At 42.8% G+C, this 13,898-nt stretch carries 14 protein-coding genes and 1 tRNA gene; 5 read left to right on the top strand and 10 right to left on the bottom strand.

The window, feature by feature from the left end:
* Positions 1 to 4: 4 nt before the first annotated feature.
* Complete coding sequence (locus G460_RS0109755; protein WP_026955184.1) at positions 5 to 1,225, bottom strand: class I SAM-dependent methyltransferase; 1,221 nt, start codon at positions 1,223 to 1,225, stop codon at positions 5 to 7.
* Entirely contained in the window at positions 1,225 to 2,214 is a 990-nt protein-coding gene (locus tag G460_RS0109760; RefSeq protein ID WP_026955185.1) for an aspartate-semialdehyde dehydrogenase, read from the bottom strand. The genes G460_RS0109755 and G460_RS0109760 overlap by 1 nt, the downstream gene beginning before the upstream one ends.
* A 162-nt stretch (positions 2,215 to 2,376) precedes the next feature.
* Between G460_RS0109760 and G460_RS0109770 the strand changes: the two genes are divergently transcribed.
* On the top strand, positions 2,377 to 4,875 hold the full coding sequence (locus G460_RS0109770; RefSeq protein ID WP_026955186.1) for a lamin tail domain-containing protein: 2,499 nt from the start codon (positions 2,377 to 2,379) through the stop codon (positions 4,873 to 4,875).
* A 71-nt stretch (positions 4,876 to 4,946) separates the two neighbouring features.
* Positions 4,947 to 5,117 carry a Clr5 domain-containing protein gene (locus tag G460_RS23180; RefSeq protein ID WP_157366906.1) on the top strand — a complete coding sequence of 57 codons (171 nt, stop codon included), beginning with the start codon at positions 4,947 to 4,949 and terminating at the stop codon, positions 5,115 to 5,117.
* 24 nt (positions 5,118 to 5,141) lie between these two features.
* On the opposite strand, the gene G460_RS21715 is transcribed toward G460_RS23180, so the two are convergent.
* The gene (locus G460_RS21715) at positions 5,142 to 6,209 is read right to left on the bottom strand and encodes an isoaspartyl peptidase/L-asparaginase family protein (protein ID WP_035464286.1); all 1,068 of its coding nucleotides are present in this window, start codon (positions 6,207 to 6,209) and stop codon (positions 5,142 to 5,144) included.
* 182 nt (positions 6,210 to 6,391) lie between these two features.
* On the opposite strand from G460_RS21715, the gene G460_RS0109785 reads away from it, so the two are divergent.
* Entirely contained in the window at positions 6,392 to 6,775 is a 384-nt protein-coding gene (locus G460_RS0109785; RefSeq protein WP_026955187.1) for a TraR/DksA family transcriptional regulator, read from the top strand.
* 3 nt (positions 6,776 to 6,778) lie between these two features.
* Positions 6,779 to 7,339, top strand: a complete 561-nt coding sequence (scpB, locus tag G460_RS0109790) for an SMC-Scp complex subunit ScpB (RefSeq protein WP_026955188.1) — start codon at positions 6,779 to 6,781, stop codon at positions 7,337 to 7,339.
* Positions 7,340 to 7,583: 244 nt separating this feature from the next.
* Here scpB and G460_RS0109795 read toward each other — a convergent pair whose 3' ends face one another.
* The 4 genes from G460_RS0109795 to era all read right to left on the bottom strand — a co-directional run bounded on the left by G460_RS0109795 (position 7,584) and on the right by era (position 10,768).
* Complete coding sequence (locus tag G460_RS0109795; protein ID WP_026955189.1) at positions 7,584 to 8,207, bottom strand: SprT-like domain-containing protein; 624 nt, start codon at positions 8,205 to 8,207, stop codon at positions 7,584 to 7,586.
* A 65-nt stretch (positions 8,208 to 8,272) separates the two neighbouring features.
* Positions 8,273 to 8,482 (bottom strand): hypothetical protein, encoded by a 210-nt coding sequence (locus G460_RS0109800; RefSeq protein WP_026955190.1) that lies wholly within the window; start codon positions 8,480 to 8,482, stop codon positions 8,273 to 8,275.
* 77 nt (positions 8,483 to 8,559) lie between these two features.
* Positions 8,560 to 9,873: a ribosome biogenesis GTPase Der gene (gene der, locus G460_RS0109805; protein WP_026955191.1), complete on the bottom strand. Its 1,314-nt coding sequence runs from the start codon at positions 9,871 to 9,873 to the stop codon at positions 8,560 to 8,562.
* A 1-nt stretch (position 9,874) separates the two neighbouring features.
* The gene (era, locus tag G460_RS0109810) at positions 9,875 to 10,768 is read right to left on the bottom strand and encodes a GTPase Era (RefSeq protein WP_026955192.1); all 894 of its coding nucleotides are present in this window, start codon (positions 10,766 to 10,768) and stop codon (positions 9,875 to 9,877) included.
* Positions 10,769 to 11,063: 295 nt separating this feature from the next.
* On the opposite strand from era, the gene G460_RS0109815 reads away from it, so the two are divergent.
* A tRNA-Met gene (locus G460_RS0109815) sits at positions 11,064 to 11,136 on the top strand.
* A gap of 166 nt (positions 11,137 to 11,302) precedes the next feature.
* On the opposite strand, the gene G460_RS0109820 is transcribed toward G460_RS0109815, so the two are convergent.
* The 3 genes from G460_RS0109820 to G460_RS0109835 all read right to left on the bottom strand — a co-directional run bounded on the left by G460_RS0109820 (position 11,303) and on the right by G460_RS0109835 (position 13,883).
* Entirely contained in the window at positions 11,303 to 12,082 is a 780-nt protein-coding gene (locus G460_RS0109820; protein ID WP_026955193.1) for a glycerophosphodiester phosphodiesterase, read from the bottom strand.
* Positions 12,083 to 12,239: 157 nt separating this feature from the next.
* Positions 12,240 to 13,304, bottom strand: coding sequence for a beta/gamma crystallin-related protein (locus G460_RS0109830; RefSeq protein WP_026955194.1), 1,065 nt, complete (start codon positions 13,302 to 13,304; stop codon positions 12,240 to 12,242).
* A 243-nt stretch (positions 13,305 to 13,547) separates the two neighbouring features.
* Positions 13,548 to 13,883: a hypothetical protein gene (locus G460_RS0109835; RefSeq protein WP_157366907.1), complete on the bottom strand. Its 336-nt coding sequence runs from the start codon at positions 13,881 to 13,883 to the stop codon at positions 13,548 to 13,550.
* Positions 13,884 to 13,898 lie beyond the last annotated feature (15 nt).

The raw sequence follows: 13,898 nt of genomic DNA on the forward strand, positions 1-13,898 counted from the left end.
TTTCTTATTTCAGTCGTTTGCACCAAAATAATTGATGGCCTTTGGGAGTTTTGGTTCCTATCAAATAATCCTCTCCTCCATCCTTCAAACCGAATTTCTTCTTGATTTCTTCTGGTTTTAGGATAAAATTTCGAGTCAAGACATTCATCTTTCCTTTGGGAAATCTCGACTTGATTTCCGCTTTTTTCAAAGGAACTTCCTCAATAATCTCAAAAATTCTTCCCGGAATAGAATTTGGCAAAGTGGAAGTGGTATATAAATGACTGTGAGTTTCCAGCTTTTTCAGGCCAAATCGCTCTCCAAAAAGTTTAAATGCTCCAGCTTTGAGAATTCCGCTGATAGGCTCTATCAAGTATTTTTCAGCTTCGCTAAAATGAGAGATAGCATTTGATTCCTCTTCTAGTTCAAAAGAAAATTGAGGTAAGTCATTTCCTAAATCCTGAACCTGGATTTGCTTGGAATTCCCCTCAGAATCTTTCTTCCAATGAAGTAAAAGTTCCTTCACTTCATTTTTTACAGATAAAACAGTGATTTTCTGAATGTCAGGAAGTTCTTCCCAGGCCTGTGAAATATCCAACATGGGGGAATATTTCAGAAGGATTTGATCGGCTTTTGATTTCAACAATTCCCAAGATGAAACCAAGTCTGGTTCGCAATCCTGAATCATATAAAGCTTTTGATTGCCTTTTCCACGGCGTGCAGGATCTGCATAGATTAGGTCAAAATGGAGATCTGTGTCCTTCAAATATTCCAGTCCATCTCCATTGAAAAACTCGAATTTACTTCTCAAGCCCTCCAAGGATTTAGAACCCTTGGAGGGTTCTAACAGCTCGAGGTTATACTTTGAGATCTGGAAAAGCTCAATCTGTTGCTCGCAATAAATAGCCTTATCAAAGGCTTGGCTTAGGTAATAAGAATCTACTCCCAATCCACCTGTCAGATCGATCATCTGTTTGCCAGAGACGTCTTTGGCTTTAAATCTGGCGGTTTCTTCAGAAGAGCTTTGCTCCAAAGAAATGCTTGCTGGGAAATGTATTTCGGGGTTTGAAGTCCATTCGGGTAGTTTTTTGTAAGCTTTTTGTCTGGCAGAAATCTGCTGCACAGCCTCCTTTAAATCGAATGAAACTTTTCCTCCAAATTTTAAAAGCAAAAGTGCAGGATCTTCACTAAGATGATCCTGCACAAATTGTCTGAATTCAGCGCTATGAAACTCGCTGAAGTCCATTAAACCAACTCGTTGGCTACTAGATATGTTGCTATTTGAACAGCGTTGGTTGCTGCTCCTTTTCTCAGGTTATCAGCTACGATCCACATGTTCAAGGTGTTTTCTTGAGATTCATCTCTTCTCAATCTACCCACAAAAACTTCGTCTTTTTTATGAGCGTTGATTGGCATCGGGTAAACAAAGTTTGCAGGATCATCCTGTACAACTACTCCTGGAGTCTCGGAAAGCAATTTTTTCACCGTATCCAAATCAAAGTCTTGTTTGAACTCCACGTTTACAGCCTCAGAGTGACCTCCCATAGTCGGGATTCTCACGGTAGTTGCAGTTACTTTGATGGTATCGTCAGAGAAGATTTTCTTGGTTTCGTTGATCATTTTCATCTCCTCTTTAGTGTATCCATTTGGCTGGAACACATCGATGTGAGGAAGGACGTTCATGTCGATTTTGTGAGGATAAACCATCTCAGGAGTTTCTCCGGCACGCTCAGCCATCATTTGATCGACAGCAGCTTTGCCAGTTCCTGTTACGGACTGATAGGTAGACACCACCACTCGCTTGATCCCATACTTATTTCTCAATGGCTCTAGTGCCAATACCATTTGAATGGTGGAACAGTTAGGGTTTGCGATGATTTTATCGTCTTTGGTCAGTTCCTTCGCATTGATTTCAGGTACGACCAATTTCTTGCTTGGATCCATTCTCCATGCTGAGGAATTGTCCACGACGGTAGTTCCAGCCTCAGCAAATTTTGGAGCCCATTCCAAAGATGTACTTCCACCAGCAGAGAAGATGGCGATTTCCGGTTTAGCAGCCACCGCATCAGCCAAGCCAATAACGGTATGTTTTTTACCCTTATACTCGATCTGTTTTCCTACAGAGCGCTCGGAAGCGACCAATAGAAGTTCATCATACTGAAAGTTGTGCTCATCTAGCACCTCGAGAATTTCGGAGCCCACCAAACCAGTGGCTCCAACCACTGCTAATTTCATCTTGGTTTATAGGTTATATGTATTGGAGTGCAAAAGTAAGGTACAGTTATTCATTTTCAGGCAATTCCACGAAAAAATCTGGAATTGAAGTCGCTTTTTCATCTATTTTTTTTGATTGAGAAAACTGTTATATTTTCAGTATTACTTTTTAATGCGTTGGTTATGAGGTTGAAATCTACTTTTCTCTTGGTTTTTATGATTTCCGGCTACACTGGATATTGCTTCCAATCGGGCCAGTCATTTTATCGCGAAGATTTTGAAGGGCCTTTTGCAATTCAGAGCTTTCCTGATGAGTTTTTACCTTTTTGGTATGCTAATGAGCTGAGGTCTACCAGCTCAAGAGTATTCAAAGCAAATTCTTCTGGACTTGATGGAAGTGCCTGTCTTACAGTTCAGCCGATCTCCAGTTTTGATGGTGAAATTTGGGTGCAGCTTTTTCCAAAGCAATTTGAGAAGCCTAGGTTGGTCTTTTGGGCGAAGTCCATGAAAAATGGTTCCGGAACTAGGGCCGCTGAGTTGTTTTATTCTTGGTCAAGTCAACTGGGGGCAGAATCAGAATCTCTCCTTTCGCTAGGATCTTTTGCCAATGAAGATCAAGATTTTCGAAAAGTGGAGATTCCAGTACCGGATAATATTTCGTCTTTAGAAGCGGTCTTTTTGAAGCTAGAGGTTAGATATGGTGCAGGAGCAGGTTCCTGTGCGCGATTTATGATTGATGGATTTCAGTTTGGCGATTGGGAAGAGGATACAAGTCCTCCGGAGTTGCTTCGGGTCAGAGGCTATGATGCTGATCAGATAGAGGTCCAATTTTCCGAAGCTGTTGATCCTGTTTTTTCCTCTTTGGCGCTTAATTACTCACTGGATGGAGTGGAACCTTTGGAAGCGGTTTTAAAGAACGATAGCTTGGTGTATTTGACTTTTCCGAGGCACCTTGAAATGGGGAAAGAGATGGATTTAAAGATTCAGCAAATTCCGGATAGGGAAGGCAACTTTTTGAAAGAAAGTAGTCTAAGTTTTGTGTTTTATGATCCTACTGTGATTCCGTCAAAAACTTTGGTGATCAATGAACTGATGCCAGCACCAAAGGCAGATTTGGATTTGCCTAATGCCGAGTACATTGAATTGCTGCATGTAGGAGTCTATCCGATACGACTGGAAGGGGTGCAGTTGGCCAATTCTAGAACAGCCACACCTCTTAACAATCTATGGCTGGAGCCTGATGCGCATGTTTTATTGGTTTCGTCATCTGCATTGACGGCTTTTGAGGACTACGGCATCGTACTTCCGGTAGATGGATGGCCTGCCTTGCTGAATGCCGGTGATCGAGTGACGGTCTTTGATGATTCAGGGCAATTGATTGATCGGGTTAGTTATTCGACTGCGACGTGGGGAGGAGCAGAATGGAGCGGAGGAGGATATAGTCTTGAGGTGGTGAATCCGCTTCTGAAGTGTGAACAGAGTTCCTTTCTCCAGGTGTCCCAAGATCCTCGAAGAGGGACGCCTGGGATGAGAAATTCAGTTTGGGATGTTAGTCCTGATCTCATTGCGCCCACATTTAGTCGTTTTTGGTTTGAAAGTGAGCAAGAATTGGTGTTGGAGTTTTCCGAGCCTTTACAAGCTGGGTCTGGCGAGATCACATTTTCAGAAGATGTGGGTTTGGATACTTTTCGGATAGAGCAGAGTTTGTTACGAATTCAATTTTCTGAACCATTTCCAGAGAATTTTTTGGTCATTTTAACTTTGAATGCTTGGATTGACTGCTCTGGAAATGAGTTAGGATCGATGTCCTTGGAAATCATCAAGCCCTCTCTAGCAGTAGCTGGGGAGATTTTTATCAACGAACTGTTATTCAATCCTAAAACTGGTTCTCCAAAATTTGTAGAGCTATTCAATGCCACTACCAAACATCTGGAATTAGGAACTTGGCATTTGGCCAACGTGGATGATTTTGGAGAAATAGGCACCACTAGACAACTTTCAGAGTCGAGCTTGGTTATGCCTCCGAATTCATTTTTGGCAATTACTACAGATACCAGCAGGCTTCAATTGGACTATCCAAGATCATTAGGGGAAGCGATGCATCAGATCAGCTCATTGCCAAGTTATCCGATTGGCGGAGGAGTAGTTTTATTAGTAGATGCAAATCAGGAAGTAGTAGAGTCTTTTGCCTATTCGGAAGACCTTCATCATCCACTTTTGAGGGATCCAAAGGGAGTTTCCTTAGAACGAATGTCTGTCCAGTCCTCTGCAAGTTTGCCCCAAAATTGGCAGTCGGCATCTGAGCAGGAGGGGTTCGCAACTCCAGGCAGGCAAAACTCACAGAATTTTGAAGAAAGTGGAGCGGGTGAATTTATCCAAGTGAGTCCAGAGGTTTTTGATCCGGAAGGTATAAATGGGAATACCTTCACTACTATCAGCTATGAGCTGGATCAGCCTGGCTGGGTTGGCTCATTTGCTATCTATGATCTTGCGGGTCGAATGGTGGCTTCTTTGGCTATGAATGAGCTCTTGGGAGCCAAAGGAGTTTACACCTGGTCAGGTACAGATCAAGAGGGGAAGCGCGTGAAAATGGGCTATTATGTCCTGCTTGTAGAGCTCTTTGATCTTGATGGGAGGAAGATGGCGGTCAAACGAACATTGGTGGTTGCTGGTCAGCTTTAAAATTATTTTTGAGATCTTCTGAATATGGCTAGCAATTTCTGTAAATTAGTACAGTTAACCTCCTTCATCCCATGGAACCAGGAATCATAAACCAAGCCATCAAAAAATTCTGTCTTTCCCAGGGGAAAGATCTGAAAGAAGTGATCCAGTACCTCAAATTGAAGTATCAAATCGATGCTGATGAATCGGTGCTTCGGAGGAGACTGGAGAAAATAGTAGATAATGAAAAAGCCGTTGCATAACGGCTTTTTCTATTTTTAGCGGATTTATTTTTCGTCTTTGTAAATCATTACCTCGGCTTTTTCTCCTGCTTTGCGGTAGCCTCGATACATGCCCTCGGAATTAAACGGCATTGCGATGTTTCCATATTTGTCTATGGAGATCACACCTCCTGAGCCCTCGATTTTCACCAACTGGTCCATGACTACTTCATCAGCAGCTTCTGCCAGTGTCTTTTGCCCATAGCGCATCAGAGAGGCGATTTCGTGGCCTACGACTGTGCGGATAAAAAACTCGCCATGACCAGTGGCGGAGACAGCGCAGGTTTCATTGTCGGCATAGGTGCCAGCGCCGATAATGGGCACATCACCGACTCTTCCGTAGCGTTTATTGGTCATGCCTCCAGTAGAGGTGGCTGCTGCGATATTCCCATCTTTATCAAGGGCCACAGCTCCAACGGTTCCAAATTTCCGGTCTTTAAAAAATGGATCTTGCAATTCTAGCTCCAACAGGGCGCTATGATCCAGTTGAGTTTTTTCAGTTTCTATGATTTTTTGAAGTTGGTTGTAGCGGTTTTCGGTATAGAAATAGGTGGGATCTACGATTTCCAAGCCTTGTTCTGCTGCGAAAAGTTCAGCGCCTCTGCCAGTCAAGAATACGTGAGGAGAGTTTTCCATGACAGCACGAGCTGCATTGATAGGATTTTTGACAGTAGTAAGGCTAGCCACAGCTCCGGCATTCCGATCAGCTCCGTACATGATCGCTGCATCCATTTCGTTTTTGCCTTCATTGGTAAATACGGCTCCTTTGCCTGCATTGAATAGAGGGGAGTCCTCCATTACATTGACGGCTGCAATGACAGCGTCCAGTGAGGAACCTCCATCTTCTAAAACCACATAGCCTGCATTGAGCGCTTCCTCCAATTTAGCCCGATATTCAGCTTCACGTTCTGGGCTCATATTTTCACGTTTGATGGTGCCGGCTCCTCCATGGATGGCCAAAGCAAATTCGGTTTGGGCTGATTCGGGCTGATCCGAAATTTTGGTTTCTTGCTGCTGGGAACAAGAAAATAGCAGGATAGATAGGACGGTTGGGATTAATCTTTTGTAATTCATAAGGTTAGATTCCGGTTACAAAAGCTAAATACTTCAATTTTCAGGAGACTTGGAAAATTGATTTTTGCTTTTTTGATGATCGGTTCATTTCAATCTTTGTAATTCCGAGCTGTAGGAGTATTTTAGGGAACTTTTAATACAAAATATCGTCCCAGTACTATTACCATAGACCGCTAAAGAATATGAGCCAGGAAGAAAAAACAGCCTATTCCCAAGAGGAATTGAAGGAATTTGAAGAGATTATCTTGCAAAAGCTAGCTGTAGCTAAGGAAGAGCTGAGCTCATTGAAAGAAACTCTCAGCAAAAAGAATGACAGTGGTACTGACAATACTGCATCGACCTCCAAACTATTGGAAGATGGAGCTGATACGCTCGAAAGAGAAAGTCAAAGTCAGTTGGCTGCCAGACAGCAGAAGTTCATCATCAATTTAGAAAACGCTCTGATCCGCATCAAAAACGGGACATACGGTGTCTGCGTGGATACGGGGAAATTGATCTCCAAAGAGAGACTCAAGGCTGTGCCTCACACGATGCATTCTATCGAAGCCAAGTTGGCTAAAAAGTAAATTTTGGATTTTCTTCATCGGCATATTGAGGCTCTGATATTTTGCAACCCTTCTCCTCTGGAGAAAGGCGATATCCAAAAATGTCTTGTCGAAATGTTTGAAGCAGATGTGCCGATGGAGCATATCGACGAAGCATTGCTTCAGCTCGAGCAGAAATACCAGCAGGAGGAATATTCATTTGCGCTGGAACATCTGGGAGGGGGGTATCAATTTTTGACCAAGCCAGCTTATCAAGCCAGTATCGCCATATTGCTCAAGCAGCAAAGCCAGAAGCGCCTCTCAACAGCACAAATGGAGACTTTGTCTATTATCGCTTACAAGCAGCCAGTCACCAAAGGTGAATTGGAGCAGATCCGTGGTGTCAACTGCGATTATTCTGTTCAGAAGCTTCTGGAGAAAGAGCTGATCGAAATCAAAGGAAAGTCGGATTCTATCGGTCGGCCGATGCTCTACGGTACATCTGGGAAGTTTATGGAATATTTTGGAATCAATTCGATCCAGGACTTGCCTCAACCCAAAGATTTTTCGCAGCCAGATAATCAGATCGGAGAGGAACGTGAGTGATCAGTGATCAGTAGCCGTATGCAGAGGTGAAATTTGAAAGCTAAATTCAGAAGTCTGAAAAAGTCATAGATTAACCTACCGAATAATGGAAGTAGCTTATTGAATATCCGCTTTCATACAACTGGTACTGTGAAAAGTTTACTTCTCCAGCAGTGGACTGTTGGCTGTTGTCCGTGGGCGATTATTCGCAACAATAAAACGGAAAAGGGTTCATGATAGTGTAATCGCGGATAATCATCCTAGCTTAATCTATTGCCTTTACTTTGGCCAGTTGGGCGATGAGGTATTTTTTACCAGTTTGTATTTCTTCACAAAGCACTCGAGTCCTTTTTGTTTCGCCTTTTTTGAACACTCTTCCCGAGAGCTCGAATTGGAGCCCCGGTTTCAAATCAGACAAAAAGCAAGTGGTTTCCATTTGATCCAGAGGATCATATTTGCTTAGTTCTTTCATCAAAAATAGATCCCTGGCAGAGCTTGCTTTGGGGGCTTTCATATGTCTCTGTAGAGGGATCAAAAGGTCACGAGGGAAAACCCAAGGAGTCAACATGGGTTGCATTAATTGCTGAAAAGTACTTTTCCATTCTGCTCCATGCGGAGAGACTCTGTATCCGAATTTCAAAAAAGTATGAAGATGAGCTACTTCATGGATATAGGTGATCAGAAATTGGAACCTATTTAGATCGCTATTGATGGTAATGGTTTGAATGGATTGATCCCTGCGATATCTAAAGTCGCCTAGTTTGGTTTTTCTACTTTTTGAGATTTTAAAGTGAAAAGGGGAATTGCTCCATAACTCAATGCAGTAATCCAGGCTGTGTTCGGGGACTTGAGGAGTTAAAAGTATGCGGAGTTTATCCGAGTGATCCATGACGAAAAGTACAAAAAAAGAGTCCCGAATTTCGGGACTCTCAAATTTTTCAGATCAGATTGTGCTTATTTTACTTCTTCCACCACCTCTTCAACTACTACCTCTACAGAGTCAGTAGTTTCTTCGATGATTTCTTCAGTAGCTTCTACAGTCTCAGTAGCAGTCTCTTCAACTGTCTCTACTACGTCTGTAGTTTCTTCTTTCACTTCTTTGTTGCCGCAAGATGCAGTGAATGCCAAGCCAGCGATTGCGAAAATTGCAAATACCTTTTTCATTTTTTGTGGTTTTCTTAATTCGATGCAAAGGTATCGCCAAATTCTTCAATTCTGCAATAGGCGATTCAAATATTTTTTTATTTGTTTTTATAAATAATTTTTACGGGAACTCCCTCGAAATCAAAGCTTTCACGGAGTCGGTTTTCCAGATACCGAGTGTAGGGGCTTTTGATGTATTGAGGAAGGTTGCAGAAGAAGGCAAAAACCGGATTTTTGGTCGGTAATTGGGTCGCGTATTTGATCTTGATGTACTTGCCTTTCCAAGCCGGAGGAGGATATCTTTCGATTTCCGGTAGCATGACATCGTTCAGTTTGGATGTCGGAATTCTACGGGTTTTATTCTCGTAAACTTTCACAGCTAGTTCAATTGCCTGAAAGATCCGCTGCTTTTCTGTCACAGAGGTGAAAATAATCGGGATCCACTTGTGTTCTCCCAGTCTTTCCATCATATCATCCTTGACCTTGTTCATGGTTTTGTGGTCTTTTTCGATCAAATCCCACTTGTTGACCATGATCATGACACCTTTATTGTTTTTGATAGCCAAGGCGATCAAATTGATGTCTTGGGCTTCCAGTCCTCGAGAAGCATCGACCATGACGATGATGACATCTGACTCCTCCAAGGTTCTCAAAGAACGCATGACTGAGTAAAACTCAATGTCCTCTTTGACTTTGGCCTTTTTTCTGATCCCTGCGGTATCGGTGATGATAAAATCCTGACCGAATAATTTGTATCTGGTATGAATGGCGTCGCGGGTGGTGCCTGCTTCATTCGTCACGATGGAGCGCTCTTTTCCCAAAAGTGAATTGAGAAAGGAGGATTTGCCGACATTCGGTCTTCCCAGAATAGATATTTTTGGTATTCCTGCATCCGGGTCTTCGTCTCCTTGATCTTCGAAGTGAGTGACCATTTGGTCCAAAAGCTCTCCGGTACCGCTGCCACTGACTGCTGCGATTGGGAAGATTTCGAAGTCGCTCAGACCAAGTGCATAAAACTCATTGGCCATGAGGGATTTTTCCAGGTTGTCAGCCTTGTTTGCTACGATGTAGATGGGCTTTTCAGTACTTCTCAGTTCGTTGGCAAACTCAGAGTCTAGATCGGTGAGGCCGTCGTTGCAGTCCACTACGAATAGAATCACGTCTGCTTCATCCACAGCCAGCTTGACCTGCTTGCGGATTTCGGCTTCGTAGATATCGTCTGACCCAGTGACATATCCACCGGTATCTATGACAGAAAAAAACTTGCCTGACCACTGGGCATGTCCGTAATGGCGATCACGGGTGACCCCGCTCATGTTGTCTTCGATGGCTTTTCTTTCCTCGACGAGTCGATTGAAAAGAGTGGATTTACCCACGTTAGGTCTCCCTACAATTGCTACTATATTTGCCATATCAAGTTGGGTCGTACCCAAATTTTTTCAGTTTCTGTTTATTTTTTCTCCAATCGGATTCTACTTTGACGAAGGTTTCTAAATGCACCTGTTTTCCAAAAAAGGCTTCCAGCTCTTGACGCGCTTCGATTCCTACTTTTTTGAGCATTTTGCCCTTTTCGCCAATGATAATTCCTTTTTGGCTGTTTCTTTCTACGAAAATTGTAGCTCTCATACGTATGATGCGCTCATTTTCGTGAAACTCTTCTATTCCTACTTCTGTGCTGTAGGGGATTTCTTTCTTGTAATTCTTAAAGATTTTCTCACGAATGATCTCAGAGGCAAAGAACCGCTCTGGGCGGTCGGTTAGTTCCTCTTTGTCATAAAAAGCGGGATGATCCGGTAGCCTTTCAAGAATTTCTTGCAGTATTCTTTCGGTATTGAATTTCTCTTGGGCCGAGATCGGAATTACAGTCTCGGCTTTTAGCTGTTCTGTCCAATATTGGGTGACCTCCTCCAGCTGTCCTTCTTTTGCCAGATCGATTTTGTTGATGACCAGGATAACAGGAATCCCCGAGTTGTTGATTCGCTCAATGATAGTCTCAATATCCTCACTAGTTTCATATAGATCCGTAACGAATAAGATGATGTCAGCATCCTCCAAGGAAAGATTGACAAAAGTCATCATGCTTTTGTGAAGCTCGTATTGGGGCTTTAGCATTCCAGGAGTGTCCGAAAAGACAATCTGAAAATTTTCGTCGTTGATCAGGCCAAGGATCCGATGGCGCGTAGTCTGCGCCTTGGAAGAGATGATAGAAAGCCGCTCTCCGATCAAGATATTCATCAGGGTAGATTTACCTACGTTCGGTTTACCGATGATATTGACGAATCCTGCCTGATGAGGTTTTTGAGACATTGGGTTGAATTTTTGACAAAGGTACTTGATTTTTAGACAAAACGACAGTTTGAGAAGGCTTCACGAAATAAAATTTGGCTTTTTGATTGTGGTTTTTATAGTTGGTGTTTGGGTTTGACTTAGAATGGATTAGAGGTTTTGAGCGAGGAGGGAGGGGGGAGAAGGGGTGTTATGTAAAAAATATTTTTTCGCTGGTGATTTTGCTTTTGAAATATTATCCACTACTTTTGTATCACCATTCGCCGCAAGGGCGGATTTAAATAAGAAAAAGAGTCGTCAAGACTTAAAAATATATCGCGGGATGGAGCAGTTGGTAGCTCGTCGGGCTCATAACCCGAAGGTCACAGGTTCGAGTCCTGTTCCCGCTACTACAAAGCCGATCAGAAATGATCGGCTTTTTTGTTTTCAACTTGTTTTCATCTTGTGTTCACCCTATTGTTTTCGATGATTTTGCTCTCTTTCTAGATTTAATTTGGGCCTTCAATCAAAAAGAAAGTGGATTCTAGAAAAAAGCTTTGATTTTTCGGGATGGCTTTACCTCTTCCCCAATATCTCAAATAGTAATTCTGGTTCGTCGGTGGTGATAAAATCAGCGCCTTGGTCCAGTAGCCACTTCATGTCTTCTGGATTGTTTACAGTCCAGGAATTCACAGTCAAACCCAGGTCTTTAGCCTCTTTGATCCATTCTGGTTTTTCGCGAAGGAGCTTGATGTTATAGTCAAAGCCAAAAAAACCGGCTTCTTTCAGTTCTTTAGGACTTTTGTTTCCCATCAGATATGCTACGTTGGCAGCGGGGTCCAGTTCTATGACTTTGAGTCCTGCCTCATAGCTGAAGGTGATGTAATCCACCCATTTCTCTGCTTTTAGTTTTTGGACTGCAGCGACACTTTTTGTGGCCAATTCCTCACTTCTAGCAGTGCTGATTTTGGAGGGTTTGATTTCAAAAATCAGCTTTGTTCCGTTTTGTTTGATCCCTTTTTTAAGATACTCTTCCACCGTTGGGATTTTCTCCCCGTTAGGAAGTTTGTGTTTGCGGAGTTCTTTAAAGGTAGTTGTTTCAATATCCAAGCCTTCGTGATCTGCATCATGATTGACCACCAATTTCCCATCCGCTGTCATCCAAACGTCAAACTCCGAACCTTCACATTGCAATGCCACAGCTTGCTCGAGGGAGGCAAGGGAGTTTTGAGGAATACCTTGAGCCTTCCAAGCTCCCCGATGGGCAATGACTTTGTTTTTTGAAAAATTGTCTTGGCTTTTGGCTCCAAAAGAAATGAGACAGAAAAGAAATGCGAAAAGAAGTAGCTTGTTCATTGGGGTTCAATTGTCGTCTTGTCGGTAAAAATAAGAATGCCTGTCAAATACACCGGAACTTCCATCATAATTCATCAAATCTTCATATTGGATTCTTTTCAAAAAAAATGGCCAAGAATAACTTCCTGGCCATTTTGACAAATGAAGATTCAAAAGTTTATACGTCGGCTCCTTCAAAAATCTCAATAGGAGTTTCGGTAACAATAGCTTCCCCTTCTTGGAATTCCTCGAATAGAATGGACACATCTTGTTTGAAGGTGTTTTCTGTCCCCTTCAGTCTAAATGTGTAAATCGCATCCAATCGGACTCTTTTGGGGGTCAGGAGTTGTGTGACCTCACCGATAGTCATCGGCGGAATTTTGATCGTCACCGATTTGGTGAATTTACTGGTGATGCTGGTGGTCTCTTCCTCACCGATTGTAAAGCTGTTTTCGAAAGTTGTGCTCACGCTGTTTGCCACCTCAGCAGATAATGGACCTCTTTCCACTCCGACGCTTGTACTGGTAGTGACTGTGATCCCCACCAAGGTAGATTGGCTGAAGCTTCTGGAGGTAGATTTGGAGATCTCGCTTTCCAAGGTGAGTGTGCTTACTGTTTCCAGATTCGAATCATTGAGCGTAGAGTCGGAGAGGCCTATCGGCTGCCCATCAGGAAGAACAACCTCGTTTACATACTCGATATTGACCAACTCCAAATCTGGACGCAGGATCTGTACACTCGAGGCATTGTCATGAAATCCGAAATGAGCCAAGTTAGGATAGTCTCCCGGACCAAATTCCCTGCTTTTTCCTCCCAGATTCACATGTTCAAAAAGGATCACCTTCACGCCATCTGGAACTTTCATAGAGGTAATGCTATCATTTCTCATAAAAGGAGAGTTGTAACTGGCGACTTCTCCCAGACCCGCCAGGTTTTGCTTGAACCCACCGAAATTGATATGCTGGAAAAAGCTCACCAAAGGATAGAGTTTTTCATCATGTTCAAATATTTCCATCGAGCTGATATGGTCATTCCAAGCTTCTACAAAGGGGTATTCGCCAGGAAACAAAACTAATCTTTGCCCACGGAAGCCAGTGTGCAAATAGAAATAGGCGAAAAAGCCAGGTTCTATTTTGATGGAACTGATTTGGTCATTGCCGATCGGAATGGTCACATATTGGCCTAATCCGTAAGTGGCTCTAGTTCCCTTGAAATGTGCGTGTTGAAAAATTGTAACTGCCATGATAATTGAATTTTGAGATTGAAAATGAAATTATTTAGAAAATGCTCTCTGCGGTAGCAGGTTACATCCCGCTACACTGAAGAGTAAAAAGCCCAATAAAAATCCAAGTCAAAGCCCCGGGGATTTGGAGTCTTACTATCGCTACTTTACAAAGGTAAATGATGTAAGTGCCTTGCTTTTAATACTTTTGCGACAAAGTCTGTAACAAATCCGACAACAAAAAGAGAGGAAGGACGAATCTATTTAGCCTCGGATCCAGGCGATTAGTGCAAAAAAAGCGCAGGTAAAGAAAAGCAACTGTGTGCCTCCCAATATCCAGTGTTTCCGTTTGAGTGTGAAATCACTTCTTACCTCGAGAGATAGAATCAGGTTGAATACTACGGCGGAAAGAATCGTGAACGCAAAGGAAGTGATGGCGGTTTGGAGCCAAAATACCATGATAGGGGCTGCTGTGGCTTTGATATCCCGAAGGACAACTACGCATCCGGTGCCGGCCGAAAAATTGATTCCGATCATCCATTTGCTCCAGTTGATGAGTTCTTTGGGGATCTCGATGTTGGATTGCTGATTTGATTCCATGGTTTCTTGATGAAG

The sequence above is a fragment of the Algoriphagus vanfongensis DSM 17529 genome (assembly GCF_000429465.1).
In the GTDB taxonomy this organism is placed as follows: domain Bacteria; phylum Bacteroidota; class Bacteroidia; order Cytophagales; family Cyclobacteriaceae; genus Algoriphagus; species Algoriphagus vanfongensis.

Excerpts from the sequence above, each read along its gene's own strand:
- G460_RS0109755 (WP_026955184.1), bottom strand. The coding sequence starts at position 1,225 with ATGGACTTCAGCGAGTTTCATAGCGCTGAATTCAGACAATTTGTGCAG.
- G460_RS0109760 (WP_026955185.1), bottom strand. The coding sequence starts at position 2,214 with ATGAAATTAGCAGTGGTTGGAGCCACTGGTTTGGTGGGCTCCGAAATT.
- G460_RS0109770 (WP_026955186.1), top strand. The coding sequence starts at position 2,377 with ATGAGGTTGAAATCTACTTTTCTCTTGGTTTTTATGATTTCCGGCTAC.
- G460_RS23180 (WP_157366906.1), top strand. The coding sequence starts at position 4,947 with ATGGAACCAGGAATCATAAACCAAGCCATCAAAAAATTCTGTCTTTCC.
- G460_RS21715 (WP_035464286.1), bottom strand. The coding sequence starts at position 6,209 with ATGAATTACAAAAGATTAATCCCAACCGTCCTATCTATCCTGCTATTT.
- G460_RS0109785 (WP_026955187.1), top strand. The coding sequence starts at position 6,392 with ATGAGCCAGGAAGAAAAAACAGCCTATTCCCAAGAGGAATTGAAGGAA.
- G460_RS0109795 (WP_026955189.1), bottom strand. The coding sequence starts at position 8,207 with ATGGATCACTCGGATAAACTCCGCATACTTTTAACTCCTCAAGTCCCC.
- G460_RS0109800 (WP_026955190.1), bottom strand. The coding sequence starts at position 8,482 with ATGAAAAAGGTATTTGCAATTTTCGCAATCGCTGGCTTGGCATTCACT.
- der (WP_026955191.1), bottom strand. The coding sequence starts at position 9,873 with ATGGCAAATATAGTAGCAATTGTAGGGAGACCTAACGTGGGTAAATCC.
- era (WP_026955192.1), bottom strand. The coding sequence starts at position 10,768 with ATGTCTCAAAAACCTCATCAGGCAGGATTCGTCAATATCATCGGTAAA.
- G460_RS0109820 (WP_026955193.1), bottom strand. The coding sequence starts at position 12,082 with ATGAACAAGCTACTTCTTTTCGCATTTCTTTTCTGTCTCATTTCTTTT.
- G460_RS0109830 (WP_026955194.1), bottom strand. The coding sequence starts at position 13,304 with ATGGCAGTTACAATTTTTCAACACGCACATTTCAAGGGAACTAGAGCC.
- G460_RS0109835 (WP_157366907.1), bottom strand. The coding sequence starts at position 13,883 with ATGGAATCAAATCAGCAATCCAACATCGAGATCCCCAAAGAACTCATC.